Here is an 18,102-nt window from a genome sequence, read left to right as displayed (position 1 = left end):
CAATTCGCGAGGCTTACATACGCGTGAAAACCGAGAGTTCAAGCGCCAAAACGGTATGCCAGCCATGAAATTCTGGTCTGTTGCGCGCGGGAGACGCCTTTCGGCCCGAAACCGACATGCACTGTTCACCGTCCAGCCCTCTGGCGGCGCGGTGGGCGGGTCGCTAACTCTGGTGCGAAGCAGAAGCCGGCATGGCGGGTCTATTCGCCGCGCGCCGTTTTTGGATCCCTCGCGAATACGATTCGCCGAAACCAGGATGACATTGAGATGGAACTCGGTCTCTACACCTTCGCCGACGTCAGCCCGCAGCCCGGCCCGGGCGCCATCGGTCCGCATGAGCGATTGCGCAACCTGATCGAGGAGGTTGAACTCGCCGATCAGGTTGGCCTCGACGTCTTTGGCCTCGGCGAACATCACCGGCCCGACTATGCCGCATCCGCACCGGCCGTGGCTTTGGCCGCGGCTGCCGAGCGCTCGAAGCGCATCAGGCTGACCAGCGCCGTCACCGTGCTCTCCTCCGACGATCCGGTCCGCGTCTTCCAGCAGTTTGCGACGCTCGATCTGCTGTCGGGCGGCCGTGCCGAGATCATGGCCGGACGCGGTTCGTTCATCGAATCCTTCCCGCTGTTCGGCTACAATCTCGAGGACTATGACGAACTCTTCGCTGAAAAGCTCGATCTCCTGCTTGCCATCCGCGACCAGGCGACGGTCACATGGTCGGGCAATCTGCGCGCGCCGATCAACGATCGCGGCGTCTATCCGCGCCCCTTGCAAGAAAAACTGCCGATCTGGATCGCCATTGGTGGGACGCCGCAATCTGCCGCCCGCGCCGGCGCGCTTGGCCTGCCGCTTGCGCTCGCCATCATTGGCGGCGAGCCGGCGCGCTTCGCGCCGCTGTTCGATCTCTACCGCGAGGCCGCCAGGCGTGCCGGTAGCGACCCGGCCGGCCTCGCCACCAGCATCAACGTGCACGGCTTCATCGCCGACACGACAGAGCAGGCGGCCGACGATTTCTACGGGCCGCAGGCGGAAGTGATGAACCGCATCGGCCGCGAGCGCGGCTGGGGCCCGACATCGCGGGCACATTTCGATCAGTCGCGTGGTCCCGATGGCGCCCTGTTCGTCGGCAATCCCGAGCAGGTGGCTGAAAAAATCGTCGCCCACCACCGGATTTTCAACAATGACCGCTTCCTGTTGCAGATGGCGATCGGCACCATGCCGCACGCCAAGATCATGAAGGCGATCGAACTCTACGGCATCAAGGTGGCGCCGATCGTGCGCAAGGAAACGGCGAAGTCCGCACCGGCGGTAGCGGCGCCCGTCGCCTGAGCTGCGGGCCGGGCTTGTCCCGGCTCATGACGGCTTGGACCTTGCGAAGGCGCGGTCTCGATTGCATCCGATAGCCGTTCGATGTGCCCGACCTGTGTCAGACCGGTAGGTTCGGCTGCCGTCTGGTTCCCCGCCGAGCCCCAGCGCCAACAGCCCAGGTTCAAAGCCGGCTCATGGAACCGGCGTCCGGAACTGCGCGTTCCATGCAAGCAATAACCGCGCGGAGGGACGCCCGCTCGAGGGGTGACTATGAAAACCGAACCCACTGTCTTGAGCGCAGGCGTCGCCGAAAGCCCAGACCCGCGCGCCGCGGCGCGCGCGGACACGCACATGATGCGTTTGCTGCTCGTCGGCATCTTTCTGCTGATGGTCGTCTATGCGCTGTATTTCGCCCGCGCCTTCTTCATGCCGGTGATCCTGGCCTTCCTGCTGGCGTTGACGCTGACGCCGATTGTCCGGCTGCTGCGCAGGCACGGCATTCCCGAGCTGGTTTCGGCGACGCTGCTGGTGGTGCTGTCGATCTGCGTCTTCGCCAGCGCCGGCTATCTGCTCAGCGGTCCGATCATCGATATCATCAACAACACCTCGTCGATCGGCCAGCAACTGACCGAGCGCCTGGCGCAATTGCGGCGGCCCTTCGAAAGGATCATGCAGATATCGCATCAGATCGAACAGCTGACCGAGACATCGCAGGAACCCGGCATCCAGAAGGTGGCGGTGGCGCAGTCCGGCGTTCTGTCGTCAGCCGCCAGCAACCTCCTGTCGGCGGGAACAAGCCTCACCATCATCTTCGTGTTGTCCTTGTTCCTGCTCGCTTCGGGCACCATGTTTTATGAGAAGATCATCCAGTCCTTCGCCAGCCTCAGCGAGAAGAAGCGGGCGTTGCGCGTCATCTACGACGTCGAGCGCGAGATCTCGCACTATCTGCTCACCGTCACCCTCATCAACGCCGGTCTCGGCACGGTCATAGCTCTTGGCCTGTGGGCGCTTGGGGTGCCCAATCCGTCGGTCTGGGGTGTGGCCGCCGCCCTGTTCAATTTCCTGCCCTATATCGGGGCACTGATCACGATCCTGCTCGTCACCATCATGGCGTTGATCAGTTTCGACACCATCTCCTACGCGCTGCTGGCCCCGGCTTTCGTGCTGCTATGCGACATCATCGAAGGCCAGTTCGTGACCCCTACGGTGGTTGGCCGGCGCCTCGAGATCAACGCCGTGGCAATCCTCATCGCGCTCGCCTTCTGGTCCTGGCTCTGGGGCTTCGTCGGCGCTCTGATGGCGGTGCCGCTGCTGGTCGTCATCAAGGCCTTTTGCGACCACTTCGACGGGCTCAGCCATGTCGGCAATTTTCTTGCCGCACAGCATACCGCGGTGGTGGACGAGGACGAGATGGCCGACGCCGAATCCACGAAGGGCTGATCAATTTTTTGAATTTGCGGCGTCGCAGGCCGCTTCCTACATGCGGTTCCCACACAGGATTCCGCCCATGACCGCCCTTTCCGTTCTCGACCTGTCGCCGATCGTCGAAGGCAGCGATGCCTCGCACTCGCTCGCCAATTCGCTCGATCTTGCCCGTCATGCCGAGCGTCTAGGCTACAAACGCTACTGGCTGGCCGAGCACCATAATATGCCGGGCATCGCCAGCGCGGCGACGGCTGTCGTCATCGCCCATGTCGCCGGGGGCACCAAGACGATTCGCGTCGGCGCCGGCGGCATCATGCTGCCCAACCATGCGCCGCTGGTGATTGCCGAGCAGTTCGGCACGCTGGCCGCCTTGTTCCCCGGCCGTATCGATCTCGGCCTCGGCAGGGCGCCGGGTACGGACATGGGAACGGCGCGCGCACTGCGCCGCAATCTCGAGGCCGGTGTCGACAATTTCCCGCAGGATGTCGTCGAGCTGACGGGCTATTTCCAGCCGGCCGAGGAAGGCCAGCGCATCCGCGCCGTGCCAGGCGAGGGCCAGAACGTGCCGATCTGGATCCTCGGCTCCAGCCTTTATGGCGCCCAGCTTGCCGCCATGCTCGGCCTGCCCTACGCCTTCGCCTCGCATTTCGCGCCGGCGGAGCTCGATCATGCGCTGGACATCTACCGCTCGCGCTTCCAGCCGTCTGAACAGCTCGACAAGCCACACGTCATGCTCGGCCTCAATGTCTTTGCCGCACCGACCGACGCCGAGGCGCGGTTGCTTTTCACATCGCTGCAGCAGGCTTTCGTCAACCTGCGCACCGGAAGGCCCGGTAAATTGCCGCCCCCGGTCGAAGGCTATGATCGCGATCTCGATCCGATGGCGAAGACCATGCTCGGCCAGGCGCTGTCCTGCGCCGTCGTCGGTTCTCCCGAAACGGTCCGTGAAGGCATCGACGCGTTCGTGCGCCGCACCGGCGCCGACGAACTGATGGTCACCGCGCAGATCTTCGACCATGCGGCACGGGTGCGGTCGTTCGAGATTTTGGCTGACGCGCACAAATCGCTGTCGCAAGCGGCGTGACCGGCTTCCCGCTGTCTGGCACTGTCGCAGACGGCGTTGTTTTGCTATGGGCCGGTATTCCTCAGGAAGATCGGGCACCCCGTGACGAATGACCATGACGCGCGCATGCAGTTTGCAATCGAGCTGGCGCGGCGCGCCGGCGAGCTCGGGCTCAAATATTTCCGCGACCTGGAAAACCTGACCATTGAGAGCAAGGGTCATCAGGACCTGGTCTCGCAAGCAGACCGCGAAGTCGAGCTGTTCATACGCGCGGCAATCGCCGCCGCCTATCCGCAAGATGGCATCGTCGGTGAGGAACATGCCTCGGTCGCGGGCTCGACTGGCCACGTCTGGGTCATCGATCCGATCGACGGCACCGCCAATTTCGTGCGGGGCATCCCGGCCTGGTGCGTGGTGATCGCCTGCGCCAAGGACGGGGAGACGGTGGTTGGCGTTATCCACGAGCCGTCGACAGGCGAGACCTTCCACGGCCGCCTCGGCGGCGGCGCCTTCGTCAACGGCAGAGCGATCAGGACGAGCGTGGCGACCAGCCTCGAAGAAGGGTCGGTGGGGACGGGATTTTCGAACCGGGCCGATACTGAAAACGTCGCTATGCTGGTCCGTATGATCCTGACGCAAGGCGGCGTTTTCTTCCGCAACGCGTCAGGTGCCCTGATGCTCGCTTACGTGGCTTCCGGCCGGCTGCTTGGCTATGTCGAGGAACATATGAACGCCTGGGATTGCCTGGCCGGCATGCTGCTGGTCGAGGAGGCCGGGGGCACGGTGGTGAAGCCCGATCCACAGACGGTGCTGCTGGACGGGGCGCTGGTCATCACGGGCGGCAAGGGCGTGTTTCCGAAGCTGCGCGAGCTTTGTTCGGAGGCGTTTGGCGCTTGATTCTGGACGCGACGGTCAGGCGCTCACGCTCTGCACCACCGCTCGCAGCGGCCGGCATGAATCACGGATCATCAGACGGCCCTTGAGCACCAGCTTGCGCGGCGGCGCCTCCCGGTTGCCGGCGAGCCGGTCGAGCAGAAGATTGGCCGCCTGCTCGCCGATCGCCTGCACCGGCTGCGCCACGGTGGTCATCTGCGGCTGGAACACGTCCGACCAGCGAAAATCGTCGAAGCAGGCGACTGAAATGTCTTCCGGGCAGGACAGGCCGATATCGCGGATCGCCTTCATGGTGCCGATCACCATCGGGTTGTTGGCGGAGAAGATCGCGCTTGGCCGGTCGTGCGCCGAAAGCAGTTGCATGGTCGCGTTGTAGCCGTCGATCTCATGGAAATTGCCGAAGCGGATCAGCTCCTCCGCTATCGGCAAATTGGCTGCCTGAAGCGCCTCGCGATAACCCGCCATGCGGTCATGCATGGGCGAAATATCCGATGTTCCGGTGATGTACCCGATGCGCCGGTGGCCTAGATCGATCAGGTAGGTGATCGCGTCGAACACCGCGCGCTGGTTGTCGAGGACCACGGCGTCGGTGTCGACGCCTTCGCAGAGACGGTCCAGAAGCACGACCGGCACATTGGCGTCATCGACAATCGCCTTGAGGATCGCGCCGTCGCCGACACGCGCCACGATCAGCCCGTCAACCATGCGGTCGAGCAGCAGCCTGATCTGGTCGTCCTGGGTGTTTAGATCCTCGTCCGTGCAGCACAGCATGACGGCATATCCGGCCCGGTCGAATGCCTGCTGGATGACCGAAACGACGTCGGTGAAGAACGGGTTGGTAATGTGCGGCACCGTCAAGCCGATGGTGCGCGTCGTGCCCATCTTCAGGCTGCGCGCGATCGCATTGCGCTTGTAGCCGATGTCGCGGATCGCCTGTTCGATGCGCTGGCTGAGCTCCGGGCTGACGGTTGCCGTGCCGTTGATCAGCGCCGATACGGTGGCGACCGAGACCCGCGCCGCCTCCGCAACATGAAGCATGGTCGGCGCCGTGGATTTCCGCTGTTTCGTTCGCCTGGATATTGTCATTTCGAAACGTTTCGCCGCCCATCTCTTCGCCATACCTACGTAATACCGCAATTTTTCGCAAGATTTGAAATGGATCAATCCCACGTTATCAGATATCGGCTTGACACGATCGAAACGTTTAGATTAGCGTTTGTGGAAATCTGACGACGACGGAAGGGAGGCCGCCACTGTCATGGAGCAGAGAAGTTCAACCGCCCATGCCGCGGCGACCGACGGTTCAAATGTCGTCCTGAGCGCGGAGCGCATTTCCAAGAGTTTCGGCGGCATCGCTGCCCTGGTCGATGTCGGCTTCGAGCTGCGGCGCGGCGAGGTTCATGCTTTGATGGGCGAGAACGGCGCCGGCAAGTCGACGCTGATGAAGATACTCTCCGGCGTTTATACCGGCTATGAAGGTGCGGTCAGCGTCGATGGCCGTCCGGTCAGCTTCGCCGGCGTGCGCGATGCCGAAGATGCCGGCATCGCCATTATCCACCAGGAGCTCAACCTGGTCCCCGAACTCAGCGTCGCCGACAACATCTTCCTTGGCCGCGAGAAGCTGATCGCCGGGCTGATCGTCGATCGCAAGGCGAGCAGCCGCGCGGCGGCGGCCCTTCTGCAGCGGCTTGGCATCGAACTCGATCCGGAAGCGCGTGTCGGCGCCCTGCGCGTCGGCGAACAGCAATTGGTCGAGATTGCCAAGGCGCTGTCGATGTCGGCACGCATCCTGATCATGGACGAGCCGACCTCGGCGCTGTCGCCAGCCGAATGCCAGCGGCTGTTCCGGATCATCGGCCAGCTTGCCGAGAGCGGCGTCGCCATTGTCTACATCTCCCACCGTATCGACGAGGTCATGCATCTGGCCAGTCGCGTCACCGTGTTTCGCGATGGGCGCCATGTGCTCACCGAGGCGATGGTCAAGCTCGACGAGGACGCCATCATCTCGGCGATGGTCGGTCGCAACCTGCTGGCTTCCTCCCAGGAAGAGCGGCACCCCGGCGGTGAGACCGTGCTTTCGGTTAGCAACCTGGCGCTGTCGAAGCCCGATGCCCATGGCTGGCGGCCAGTGATCGGCGGCGTCAGCTTCGATCTTGCCGAAGGCGAAATACTCGGGATCGGCGGCCTGCTGGGCTCGGGGCGCACTGAGATCCTGGAAGCGATCTTCGGCTCGAGCGATGGCCGCGCCGGCGGTGAGATCCGTGTCGATGGCCGGCTCGTCGATATCCGTTCGCCGCGCGACGCAAGGCGGTTGGGCATCGCATTGGTGACCGAAGACCGCAAGACCCAAGGCCTGCATCTCCAGGCATCGATATCAGACAATGTGGCGCTGCCGCTGGTCGGATCGTTGGCACGCTTCGGCATCCGCTCGCTTGCCGGCGAACAGGGGCTGGCGCGGCAAGCGGTCAAGGCACTCGGCATCCGCTGCCGGGACATCGACCAACCCGCCGGCACGCTATCGGGCGGCAACCAGCAGAAGGTCGTCATCGGCAAGTGGCTGGCGACCAAGCCAAGAGTGCTTTTGCTGGACGAGCCGACGCGCGGCATCGATGTCGGCGCCAAGCGCGAGATCTACGACCTCATCTTCAAGCTGGCGCGGGATGGCCTCGCCATCGCCGTCATCAGCTCCGAATTGCCGGAGTTGCTGCATCTCTCCGATCGCATCCTGGTGATGGCCGATGGCCGCCAGACGGGTATCCTTTCCCGCGACTCCGCCAGCGAGGAAGCCATCATGCGCCTCGCCGCACCCCGTCGAACCATTTCGAGATCCGCTGCATGACTGCCCTGAAACTTCTTTCCCGGACCAAGCTCTATTGGGGTCTGATCGCCATATTCCTGATCGGCGTACTGGCCTCGCCGGTGAGTTCGAAGGGCAACAACATCTTCCTGTCCTATGGCAATCTGCTCGACGTGCTGCGCCAGGTGTCGACCACCGGCCTGATCGCCACCGGCATGACGGCGGTGATCATCACCGGCGGCATCGACCTGTCGGTCGGCTCGTTGATGGCCATCTGCTCGGTGGTCTGCGCCATGCTGCTGACGGTTCCGGGCGTAACGCCGGGCGTCGTGCTGGGCGTGCCGACGGTCGCGCTGGTGGCTCTTTGCCTGGGCTTCGTCGTCACCCGCTTCATCTTCCTCAACCTGGAAAAGTCCCGCGCCGGTACGGATGCCGCCGCGCGCGACGTCAGGCTGGACGGCGTTCGGGGCCTGATCACGCCGGCCGTCGTCGGCGTGGTCCTCTGCGGCCTGTCCCTGTGGTACCTGCTGCCGCAGATCGAACCCAAGTTCGGCGTGCTCGGCGTACTGCTCGTGGCGCCTTGTGTCGGCCTTCTGTTCGGCGCGATCAACGGCTTCATCATCGTTGCCGGGCGGCTGCAGCCCTTCATCGTCACCTTGGCGATGATGGTGACGGCGCTCGGCATCGCCCGTCTGACCGCCGGCCAGAACAATGCTGTGCTGCCGGTCTATACCGGCTCGAATGCCACCGCCGATTTCGAGATGCTGCGCTCGCTGGTGTTCGGCGTCATCCCGATGCCCGGCCTGTTCTTCCTCGGCGCGATCGTCATCTATGGCGCGGTGCTGCGCTTCACGCCTTTCGGGCGCTATGTCTATGCCATTGGCGGCAATGAGGAGGCGGCCCGGCTCTCCGGCATCGCCGCCGGCCGCGTCAAGATCGCCACCTATGCCATATCGGGCCTGCTCGCCGGCATCGCCGCGGTGCTCTATGTCGCGCAGTACCGGCAAGGCAAGCCGGATGCCGGCGCCGGGCTGGAGCTCGACGCCATCGCCGCGGTGGTCATCGGCGGCACCAGCCTGATGGGCGGCCGCGGCAGCCTCATCGGAACGTTTTGCGGCGTACTGATTTTCGGGCTGCTGTCCAACATATTGCAGCTCCACAACATCAATTCGAACCTTCAGCTGGTGCTGAAGGGGATGATCATCATCGGCACCGTGCTCGTCCAGGAGCGCAATGCCGCTGATCTTCTCAGCTATCTGCGTCTGCCCGGCGGGCAAGCGGCGCACAAGGAAACGGCCGCGGCAAAGCGACCGTCGCAAGAGACACCGTCTCTAAATCTTGGAGGAAACAAGAAATGAAACGACGTGACATGTTGAAGCTTGCCGCCATTACCGCGGCCCTGCTGACCACTACCGCGGTTTTGACCAGCAACGATGCCTACGCCCAGGACAAGAAGTGGAAGATCGGCTTTTCGCAGGTGACCACGATCGAACCCTGGCGCGCCCAGTTCAACAAGGACATTCTGGCCGAGGCGGCCAAGCATCCCGAAGTCGAGCTGATCGTCACCGACGGCGAGGACAAGACCGAAAAGCAGGTCGCCGACGTCGAGAACCTGATCCGCCAGGAAGTCGATGCGCTGCTGGTGTCGCCGAAGGAATCCGCCGGCCTGACGGGCGTCGTGCAGCAGGCGATCGATGCCAAGATCCCGGTCTTCGTGCTCGACCGCAATGTCGAAACCAAGGACTACACCCAGTTCGTCGGCGGCGACAACAAGCTGATCGGCCGCGCGGCCGGCGAATATGCCGTCGAACTGCTCGGCGGCAAGGGCAAGGCTTCGGGCAACGTCGTCGAGATCTGGGGCGGCATGGGCACCCAGCCGGCGCATGACCGCCATGACGGCTTCCATGAATTCACCGACAAGGAGCCGGGCATCAAGTACCTGCTCGACCAGCAGTCGGGCGATTGGAAGCAGGACCAGGCCTACAATTTGATGGCCAACGCGCTGAAGAGCAACGAGAAGATCGATCTCGTCTACGGTCACAACGATCCGATGGCCTACGGCGCCTACCTCGCCGCCAAGGATGTCGGCCGCGAGAAGGACATCAAGTTCATCGGCATCGACGGCCTGCCCAACGAAGGCGTGCAAATGGTGAACAAGGGCGAGCTCACGGCGACCTTCACCTATGTCACCCCCGGTGCGGAAGGCCTACGCCAGGCGATCAAGTTCCTCAACGGCGAGAAGGTCGAGAAGACCATCACTTTGCCGACCGAGAAGATCACCAAGGAGAATGCCGCCAAGGTGCTGAAGGACAACGGACTGTAAGTTTTCACGGCAGATAAGCGCCGGCCCAGGTCCAGGTTCTTCGTACCAGGGACAGCTTGGCACCTTTCCTCTCCCCCGTCGAGCGGGGGAGAGGTGTCGAGCGCAGCTCGACGGAGTGGGGGTCGACCCTTGGCGAAAGATTCTTGCCCTGATCGCCTTTCAATATCCGTTGGCGGCGGTTGCCAGGTGGTTCCCCCACTCCGTCGCTGCTTCGCAGCGCCACCTGCCCCCTCCGGAGGGAGAGGAAAGGATTTTGCTGCCGCACCTACGCCAGCTTCGCCAACAATTTCATGAAGATGGCGATCTCCTTGGCCGTGAGCGGCGCCAAGGTTTCCTCCGTAATCTCGCGGGCCAGCGGGATCAGGCGCTCGATCGCGTCGCGGCCTTGCGCGGTGAGGTTGACCAGCAGCCGCCTTTTGTCGATCTCATGCTTGGAAAGCTCGACCAGGCCGCGCGCCTTCAGCCTGTCGATGACGCCCTTGACCGTTGCCGCGTCCATGGCGATCAGCGTGCCGAGCTGGTTCTGCGAGGTTTCGCCGACGTCGCGCAGTTTGGCCAGTGCCGCGAATTGCGGCGGCGTCAGATCGCCGATATGCGCGGCAAAGATCGAGACGTGGCGCTGGTGTGCCTTGCGCAGAATGAAGCCGACCTGCTCCTGCAAGCGATAGTCGTTTTCGTCAGGCTCTTCGGCCTCGACGAGCTTGAGCAAATTGTCCTCGGCGCTCATCGCAGCCCGTCCCAAGCCTTGATATCCCCGGCGGCCAGACCGCCCATGCGGTCGTGCACGCGCGGGCCGCAGGTCATGGCGAGGCAGAACAGGATCTCATCCGGGCGCGGGCCGTCGCTGACGCCGACTTCCATGGCGTCGAAATGGCTGCGCACATAGGCGGCGTTGATGTGGCCGAGCGGCACATCCAGCCGCGAGCCGAAGGCGCCGACCTTCTTGGCCGAAGGCACGATCGCCTTGGCGTCGCCGAGCCGCTCACGCATGGCATAGCCGCCCGGCACATGCCAGAGCGCGCCGTGCTCGAGTTCACCCGATGTGCCGACGATGGCGCCCTTGCCGTAGCCGTCGATCAGCTTGACGTCGCCGCCGAGGGCCGCGATCAGCCGGTCTGCGAGCAGCAAGCCGAGCGGCTTCAGATCGTCCATGGCGCTCTGCAAATCCTCGACATAGCGCCCGGCGAAGGGGTTCTTCACCAGCGCCATGGCGGCGGCGCGGCGGCGCGGCACTTTGGCCGCCGGCCCGCCCTCGTGAAAGATCTCTTCGGTCAGAACCACGATCTTGCGGATCGGAAACTCAGGCATGGGCAACTTCCTTCCCTGGACTTTTGTGGGGCGCGGCAAGCGCCATGGAACCATCGATGCGGCTCTGGCCAGCAAGGAACAGTGCCGATGCGGCGATCAATCCCCTGCGGCGGAAATCTTCGGCAACGGCAAGTCCGCTGTCCAGCGCCGCGGCAATCTCGGTTGGAGAAAGCGGGCCGACCTCTTGCGTCACCAACCTGTCGCCAAGGTCATTGTCCGGCGCCAGATCATGCGCGGGCACGCGCCGAATGGCCGGGTGGCCGGGCAAGTCGACGGCATTGGCGATCAACGTCGCGGCTGCATCGGCTTCGGCGCCGGTCCGCGCCAGCACCGTGATGGCGTCGGCTATGCCCAGGGAAAACGAGCGTCCGCGCCAGCCGCTGGTGGCGACGCCGCGTACGCCATCCCCGGCGCCGATGGCGATGCGGTCGGCAAGGCCGTGGCCAGTCCCGGCAATGGCAAGGGTTATCGACTGGCCGGCACCGAGATGAATCGCGCTGTCGCCGCCATTGTTGACATAGGCGCGGTCCAGCCGGCGACCCGAAAGCAGCGCTTCAAGTGTTTCGTCGGCTACCGAACCGGCGACGGCGGCCATCGGCGTGATGAAGTCTTGCGCCAGCGGCGCGGCCGCCGCCTCCATGCGCCGCGCTGTTGGACCGGCGAAGCTGCGTGAATGGAGGCTCGCTGGCCGCCGAAGTTCGGCCAATTCCTCCACCAGTTCGGGCAGGATGGTCTGGAATCGCGCCACGGCCTGCTCATAGGCCTGCCGGCATTCGCGCGCTTCCCCAAAAACCTCGACGATCAGGTCGATCGGCCCGTGGTTGAGATGCAGCCGCTTGCCGTCCTGCAGCCAATGCGCTTGTGGGCCGTTCATCGTCCGGCCCCGTCCGAGCCGGCGCGGCGCAATTGCGCCAGCGGCGGCCATGGGTTGCCGACCGCGGCACCCGTGCCATGGCGCGGATTGAGGTACTCGCCGCCCTTGGCGACGATATCGTCGAGGCTGCGGATCTCGGCTTCGTAGCCGCCGAGCCTGACATAGTCGTCGCGGCGCAAGGTGAATTCGATCGGCGCCACCAGTGCCGGCGTCGGCACATAGCCGAAGGCGTTTTCCGGCACCCGTGTGACGTCGACCATCAGCGTGATGCCGCCGCCTGGCCAGACATAGACCGGCGCGCCGCCCACGGTGACGTAGGTGGTCAGGCCTTGCACCGAGCGGGTGAGATTGACCGGATTTTCAGTGACGCCGGCGCGCAGCGAGCCGCCGGCGCCGCCAATGAACAGCACGGTGCACAATGCCGGCTCGCAATTGTCCTCGATCAGCTCGACGGACTTCTGCAGCCGTTCGGGAAACGGTTTTTGGACCGGCTTCAAGTCGTCGTCGAGCTCGTAATAGGCGAACTGTTCGCCGGTGGTCGAAACCATCAGCAGCGACAGGCCGGGCCGCGCGCCCTTCTTGGCATTCCATTCGCCAAGGATCGACAGCGGGTCGGAAATACTGGTGCCGCCCCAGCCAAGGCCGGGCTCGGACACCTTGAAATAGCGGCCCGGCGTCGAACGGCGACCGATGATTTTTATGCCGGTGTCATGCCAGCCCAGCACCTTGCCAGCCTGGTGTTCGGAAACGACGCCGGTAATGTGGTCGTCGACCACCACCACCTCGTCAACCAGTCCGCGCCATTGCGTGGCGAACATGCCGATCGTGGCCGAGCCGCAGCCGACGCGCATGCGGTGTTCCTGCTTGCCGTCGATGACAGGCGGTTTGCCGGCTTCGACGATGATGGTGGCGCCGCCGTCGATTGCAAGTTCCACCGGCTTGCGATTGCACAAATCGAGCAGCGCATCACAGGTGGCGCGGCCTTCGGCCTTGGAACCGCCGGTCAGATGATGCACGCCGCCCAGCGACAGCATTTGCGAGCCATATTCGCCCGTGGTGACATGGCCGATCGCCTCGCCTTGCGATCGCACGACAGCCGTTTCGGGTCCGATATGACGGTCGGTGTCTATCTTCACCTTGACGCCGCAGTAGGAGAAGATGCCTTCGGTGACGACAGTGACGAGATCGACACCCTCGACTTCCTGGCTGACGATGAACGGAGCCGGCTTGTAGTCGGGATAGGTGGTGCCCGCGCCGATGGCGGTGACGAAGCGGCGGCCGGTGTTGACCAGTTCGCCGTCCCACGCTTCGCCTTCGGCTACGAAAGGCACCACGGCGGCGCCGGTCTCGGAGGCATGGTCGAGGATGGTCAGCGGGTCCATCCGCACGATCCTGCCGCCGATATTGCCGTAGCGGTCGCAAGCGCCGGTGCGGCCATCCAATATGTAGCACATGACCGGGCAGGCATCGCAGCGGATCTTTTCCGCCACCAGCTTCTCGCCGGGATCATGCGTCTCAAAACGCTCGGCAAGCTCGCTCATTGGCGCGCCTCCTTCTCGCGGATGGCGGCACGGATACGTGCCGGCGTCGCCGGAATCTTGGTGACCAGGACACCTGTGGCGTGGCGAATGGCGTTGAGAATCGCCGGCGCCGTCGGGATCAGCACATGCTCGCCCAGGCCCTTGGCTCCGAACGGCCCTTCCGGATCCGGAACTTCGATCAGGATGGTCTCGATCGGCGGCACGTCGCCGATGGTCGGAATGAGATAGTCGTGCAGATTCTCGGTGCGGCCGGGGATATACTCCTCCATCAGCGCCATGCCGATGCCTTGCGCGATGCCGCCTTCGATCTGGCCCTCGACCAGCAGCGGATTGATCGCCTTGCCGACATCGTGCGCGGCGGTGATCTTGATCAGCTTCACCGTTCCGAGCTTGAGATCGACCTCAAGCTCGGCGATCTGTGCGCCATAGCCATAGACTGCATAGGGTTTGCCCTGGCCCTTGGCGTCGAGCGGCAGCGTCGGCGGATCGTAGGTCTCCTCGGCGCGGAAGACGAAGCCGTCGGCATCCGCGTCAAGAGTGGCAAGATCGATGCGGCGCGCGGCCTCGCCTTCGCGGATGACGATGGCAGGCCCGTCCAGCCGGAGGGATGCCTTTTCGGAAACATTGGCAAAGCGCAGGATGTCTTCGCGCAAGGCACGGCCGGCTTTCTCCGCCGCCTTACCGGTGACGAAGGTCTGGCGCGACGCGGACGTCTTGCCGGCGTCGGGGCTGATTGCCGTATCGGCGCTCTTCAGCCTAAATTTCTCCAGCGGCAGGCCGAGTGCATCGGCGCAGATCTGGGTGATGACAGTGTTCGAGCCCTGGCCGATATCGACGGCGCCCTGGTGCAGGATGACGTCGCCCGAAGCGGCGATGCCGACCCGGATGGTCGACGGATTGGGCAGTGAAGTGTTGCCGCAGCCATACCAGCATGACGCGACGCCAACGCCGCGCTTTCTATCCACCGTGGCGTTATTGAATGCATCCGCATCGACCTTCGCCCGTGTCCAATGCGGCCGCAGGGCTTCCAGGCACTCGGCAATGCCGACGCCGGAGTCCAGCCTCTGCCCGGTAACCGTTTCGGAGCCGTTCCGAAGGCAGTTCTTCAGCCGAAACTCGAGCCTGTCCATGCCGAGCCTGCCGGCCAGCTCGTCATAGAGCGTCTCCTGCATGATCGTCGCCTGCGGCACGCCGAAGCCGCGGAAGGCTCCGGAGATTGGGCCGTTCGTGTGGATGGCCCGGCCTTCTGCCCGGTAGTTCGGCGTCGTATAAGGTCCTGAGGCATGCACCGGCACGCGATTGGCGACGGTCGGCCCCCAACTGGCATAGGCGCCGGTGTTGAAATCGCCATCGAAAATCATGCCGGTGACATGGCCGTCGGCATCGGCCCCGATGGTCGCCTTCATCTCGGCCGGATGACGCTTGGTCGTCGATATCATCGATTCGTTGCGCGTGTAGGTGAGCGCCGCCGGCCGGCCGGTCTTCAAAGCCACAAGGCCGATCAGCGGCTGCAGCGACACATCGAGCTTCGAGCCGAAGCCGCCGCCGGTAGCGGTCGGCACGATGCGCACCTTGTCGACGGGCAGGCCAAGCACCTTCGCTGTGTCGTCGCGGTCCATATAGGGCGCCTGGGTGCAGGCGACCACGACCAGCGTGTCACCATCCACATAGGCATAGCCGGCTTCCGGCTCGATATAGGCGTGCTCGACATAGGAGGTGTCGATCGCGCCCGAGACCGTGATCGCTGCTCCGGCGAGTGCCGCTTCGGGATCGCCGCGTTCGACAAAACCGGAGGTGAGCAGGTTGACCGGACGGCGGTCATGAATCAGCGGCGCGCCATCGGCCTGCGCTTCGCCGGGCCGCAGGAGATGCGGCAACTCGGTCCAGCGGATTGGGAAATCCGACAGGTCGAGATCGAGGATGGCCTCGCGCTCGCCGGCGACCAACGCCACCGCCTCGCCGCGCAGGCGAGCAAACCCTTCGGCCAGCGCCGGCTGGTCGGCAAACGGGCCGATAACGCCGAAACAGTTCTTTCCGGGAATATCGGCGGCGGTGAAGACGCCGGCTATGCCATGATGCTCTTTCGCCCAGCCGTCGAGGTCACCGAAGGCGAAACTGGCGTGATAGTGCGGCGAGCGGACCACGAGCACGCAAAGTGCATCGGCGGGGAAGGAATCGCCGCCGAATTTTTCAGCCCCGGTGACTTTTGGTGCGCCATCCAACCTGATGGGCGAGGAGCCCACAGCATGGCCCGATTGAGGCAGACGGAAGTCGAGGTCGTCGGCTTGGCGGGAGGCATCCATCACCGCCGCGATGATCTTCCGATAGCCCGTGCAGCGGCACAAAATACCGCCCAGGGCATCCTGCACTTCCGTCTCGGTTGGGCTGGGTCTCTTGTCCAGCAGCGCGGTTGCCGCGACCAGCAAGGCCGGCGTGCAGATGCCGCATTGCGCCGCGCCATGGGAGAGGAAGGAGGCCTGCAATGCCGACAGCCGGCCATTGGCGAGCCCTTCGATCGTCGTCACCGATGTACCAGCGGCGGATGCTGCCGACATCAGGCAAGCGCAGACGGGATCGCCGTCGACCAGCACCGTGCAGGCGCCGCAATCGCCGGCGTCGCAGCCCACCTTGGTGCCGGTCAACAACAATTCGTCGCGCAGCACCGAGGACAATCGGCGTAGCGGCGGCACATTGACCGAGACGGCAGCGCCGTTGACCGCGAAGGCGATGTCGGCGCGCTCAGGGCCGATGCCAGCGCGAACTCCGCCGAGATCGGGCAGAGTTTTATCTACTTCAGGCAGAATCTGGCTCATGCCGCCACCATCTCGTTCGTCTGTCCGCAGGCCATCAGCACGGCGCGGGCGACAATCTCGCGCACCGCATCGAGCCGATATTCGGCGCTGCCGCGCACATCGGCGATCGGTGACAGCTCGGTCATCGGCGCGGACTGGATCGCAGCGGCGAGCCCACGATCCGCCGGCAATCCCAGCAACGCGGCTTCGACGCCGGCAAGCCGCTTGGCCACCGCCGAACAGGAGCCGACGGCGACGGCCACGTCCGCAAGCATTCCATTTTCCACGACGAGCCGTGCAGCCACCATGGCGATGGAAATAACGAGATAGCGGCGCGCGCCGAGCTTGACGAAAGCCGACGTGCCGGCAGGCTTAGGCACCCGGATGGTTGTGACCATCTCGCCCGGCTGCAACGCCGTGCGGCGGTTGCCGAGAATGAAGTCCGGTAAGGGCAGATGGCGCGTCGCGGCCGCCGAACGCAATTCGACCTCGGCATCCAGGACCAGCAGGCCCGGCACGCCATCGGCCGCTGGAGAGGCGTTGCAGAGATTGCCGGCGACCGAGGCGACGTTCTGGATCTGCACCGAGCCGACCTCGCGCGCCGCCTGCTTCAGCGCATCGAAAGCGGGTGGCAAGGGATGGCGGATGATATCGGTCCAGGTCGTCCGCGCCCCAATGACCCAGTGGCTGCCGGTTTCGCCAATGCCGCGCAATGCCGCGAGGCCGTTGATGTCGAGAACGTCGTCGCGAAAGGGCCTGGCGCCCTGCGCCGGATAGAAATCGGTGCCGCCGGCAAGGATACGCCAGGCGCCCTCGCCAAGCAGAGCGAGCGCCTCGTCGACCGTGGTGGGTTTCGCGTAACGGATCACGCTTTGCCTTCCAGAAAGAGGCCTGTCAGAACCGGTACTTCGAAATTCTCCGGCGTCAGTACCGGGCAAAATTCATTCGTATGCAAATGATATCAAGCCCGTGGGAATTGTCAAAGCCGGAGTTTGCCGAAACTTGGCCGGCACGCATTGTCATGCTGCCAGAGGTTGACGCAGCCGGCCATCTGGTCAAGTTTCTGCGTCCGGTCGCGTCAGCGGCATTTTTTCACTGAAGCGCACTCCCGCGACAACCAAGAGGAAGCCCATGGCCGACGAAGCGCTTGTTGTCATCGACCTGCAGAACGACTTCTGCCCTGGCGGCGCGCTGGCGGTGGCCGGCGGCGACGAAATCGTGCCGCTGGTCAACGATTTGATCCGGCGAACCGATCATGTCGTGCTGACGCAGGACTGGCACCCCGCCGGCCATTCGAGCTTTGCCTCCAGCCATCCGGGCGCGCAGCCTTTCACGATGATCGACATGCCCTATGGCCAGCAGACATTATGGCCGGATCACTGCATCCAAGGCAGCCTCGGTTCGGATTTCCACTCCGGCCTCGCCTGGACCAAGGCCGAACTCGTCCTCCGCAAGGGATTTCGGCCTGCGATCGACAGCTATTCGGCCTTTTTCGAGAACGACCGCGCGACGCCGACCGGCCTCGCCGGCTATCTCAGGGAACGCGGCATCGACACGCTGACCCTGGTCGGCCTGGCGACCGATTTCTGCGTCGCCTTCTCGGCGCTTGACGCCGTCGGCCAAGGCTTCAAGACCACCGTGCGGCTCGATGCCTGTCGCGGCATCGATCTCAACGGTTCGGTCGAGACGATGCTGGCGAAAATGAGCGACGCCGGCGTGACGCTTGAAGATCACGCGGCGGACTGAACGGGGCATGGGGGGGTCGAGGGGGTTTTTG

At 64.2% G+C, this 18,102-nt stretch carries 15 protein-coding genes; 8 read left to right on the top strand and 7 right to left on the bottom strand.

The annotated features are described in order from the left end of the window. Positions 1-267 precede the first annotated feature (267 nt). The 4 genes from NKJ26_RS07580 to NKJ26_RS07565 all read left to right on the top strand — a co-directional run bounded on the left by NKJ26_RS07580 (position 268) and on the right by NKJ26_RS07565 (position 4,693). The gene (locus tag NKJ26_RS07580; protein WP_352694786.1) at positions 268-1,329 is read left to right on the top strand and encodes an LLM class flavin-dependent oxidoreductase; all 1,062 of its coding nucleotides are present in this window, start codon (positions 268-270) and stop codon (positions 1,327-1,329) included. Between the two features lie 249 nt (positions 1,330-1,578). Then, a complete protein-coding gene (locus NKJ26_RS07575; protein WP_352694785.1) occupies positions 1,579-2,748 on the top strand; it encodes an AI-2E family transporter in 1,170 nt (389 codons plus the stop codon). 67 nt (positions 2,749-2,815) lie between these two features. Then, complete coding sequence (locus tag NKJ26_RS07570) at positions 2,816-3,817, top strand: LLM class flavin-dependent oxidoreductase (protein WP_352694784.1); 1,002 nt, start codon at positions 2,816-2,818, stop codon at positions 3,815-3,817. A 105-nt stretch (positions 3,818-3,922) separates the two neighbouring features. Beyond that, a complete protein-coding gene (locus NKJ26_RS07565) occupies positions 3,923-4,693 on the top strand; it encodes an inositol monophosphatase family protein (protein ID WP_502903092.1) in 771 nt (256 codons plus the stop codon). A gap of 15 nt (positions 4,694-4,708) precedes the next feature. On the opposite strand, the gene NKJ26_RS07560 is transcribed toward NKJ26_RS07565, so the two are convergent. Beyond that, positions 4,709-5,728: a LacI family DNA-binding transcriptional regulator gene (locus tag NKJ26_RS07560; protein WP_352603489.1), complete on the bottom strand. Its 1,020-nt coding sequence runs from the start codon at positions 5,726-5,728 to the stop codon at positions 4,709-4,711. Positions 5,729-5,948: 220 nt separating this feature from the next. Between NKJ26_RS07560 and NKJ26_RS07555 the strand changes: the two genes are divergently transcribed. Genes NKJ26_RS07555 through NKJ26_RS07545 form a run of 3 tightly spaced genes read left to right on the top strand, consistent with a single transcriptional unit; the run spans position 5,949 to position 9,810 of the window. Then, positions 5,949-7,529, top strand: a complete 1,581-nt coding sequence (locus NKJ26_RS07555; protein ID WP_352694782.1) for a sugar ABC transporter ATP-binding protein — start codon at positions 5,949-5,951, stop codon at positions 7,527-7,529. Then, positions 7,526-8,845 (top strand): ABC transporter permease, encoded by a 1,320-nt coding sequence (locus NKJ26_RS07550; RefSeq protein WP_352694781.1) that lies wholly within the window; start codon positions 7,526-7,528, stop codon positions 8,843-8,845. Before NKJ26_RS07555 ends, NKJ26_RS07550 begins: the two co-directional genes overlap by 4 nt. Next, positions 8,842-9,810, top strand: coding sequence for a substrate-binding domain-containing protein (locus NKJ26_RS07545; RefSeq protein WP_352603495.1), 969 nt, complete (start codon positions 8,842-8,844; stop codon positions 9,808-9,810). Before NKJ26_RS07550 ends, NKJ26_RS07545 begins: the two co-directional genes overlap by 4 nt. A 265-nt stretch (positions 9,811-10,075) precedes the next feature. Here NKJ26_RS07545 and NKJ26_RS07540 read toward each other — a convergent pair whose 3' ends face one another. From NKJ26_RS07540 to NKJ26_RS07515, 6 genes are read right to left on the bottom strand one after another with little or no spacing between them, the layout of a single operon-like run. Beyond that, the gene (locus NKJ26_RS07540; RefSeq protein ID WP_352602811.1) at positions 10,076-10,537 is read right to left on the bottom strand and encodes a MarR family winged helix-turn-helix transcriptional regulator; all 462 of its coding nucleotides are present in this window, start codon (positions 10,535-10,537) and stop codon (positions 10,076-10,078) included. Continuing rightward, positions 10,534-11,118 carry an amino acid synthesis family protein gene (locus tag NKJ26_RS07535; protein ID WP_352694780.1) on the bottom strand — a complete coding sequence of 195 codons (585 nt, stop codon included), beginning with the start codon at positions 11,116-11,118 and terminating at the stop codon, positions 10,534-10,536. Before NKJ26_RS07535 ends, NKJ26_RS07540 begins: the two co-directional genes overlap by 4 nt. Further along, positions 11,111-11,992, bottom strand: a complete 882-nt coding sequence (locus tag NKJ26_RS07530; protein WP_352694779.1) for a UPF0280 family protein — start codon at positions 11,990-11,992, stop codon at positions 11,111-11,113. Before NKJ26_RS07530 ends, NKJ26_RS07535 begins: the two co-directional genes overlap by 8 nt. Further along, positions 11,989-13,533: a 6-hydroxynicotinate reductase gene (locus NKJ26_RS07525; protein ID WP_352694778.1), complete on the bottom strand. Its 1,545-nt coding sequence runs from the start codon at positions 13,531-13,533 to the stop codon at positions 11,989-11,991. The genes NKJ26_RS07530 and NKJ26_RS07525 overlap by 4 nt, the downstream gene beginning before the upstream one ends. Then, positions 13,530-16,346 carry a molybdopterin-dependent oxidoreductase gene (locus NKJ26_RS07520; RefSeq protein ID WP_352694777.1) on the bottom strand — a complete coding sequence of 939 codons (2,817 nt, stop codon included), beginning with the start codon at positions 16,344-16,346 and terminating at the stop codon, positions 13,530-13,532. Before NKJ26_RS07520 ends, NKJ26_RS07525 begins: the two co-directional genes overlap by 4 nt. Further along, the gene (locus NKJ26_RS07515; RefSeq protein WP_352694776.1) at positions 16,343-17,194 is read right to left on the bottom strand and encodes an FAD binding domain-containing protein; all 852 of its coding nucleotides are present in this window, start codon (positions 17,192-17,194) and stop codon (positions 16,343-16,345) included. The genes NKJ26_RS07520 and NKJ26_RS07515 overlap by 4 nt, the downstream gene beginning before the upstream one ends. Positions 17,195-17,456: 262 nt before the next feature. Here NKJ26_RS07515 and pncA point away from each other — a divergent pair, with 262 nt between their 5' ends. Beyond that, positions 17,457-18,071, top strand: a complete 615-nt coding sequence (gene pncA / locus NKJ26_RS07510) for a bifunctional nicotinamidase/pyrazinamidase (RefSeq protein ID WP_352694774.1) — start codon at positions 17,457-17,459, stop codon at positions 18,069-18,071. The last annotated feature ends 31 nt before the right edge of the window (positions 18,072-18,102 follow it).

This window comes from Mesorhizobium sp. M0152, assembly GCF_040322415.1.
Classification (GTDB): domain Bacteria; phylum Pseudomonadota; class Alphaproteobacteria; order Rhizobiales; family Rhizobiaceae; genus Mesorhizobium.
This window is presented reverse-complemented; position numbering and strand designations above follow the sequence as displayed.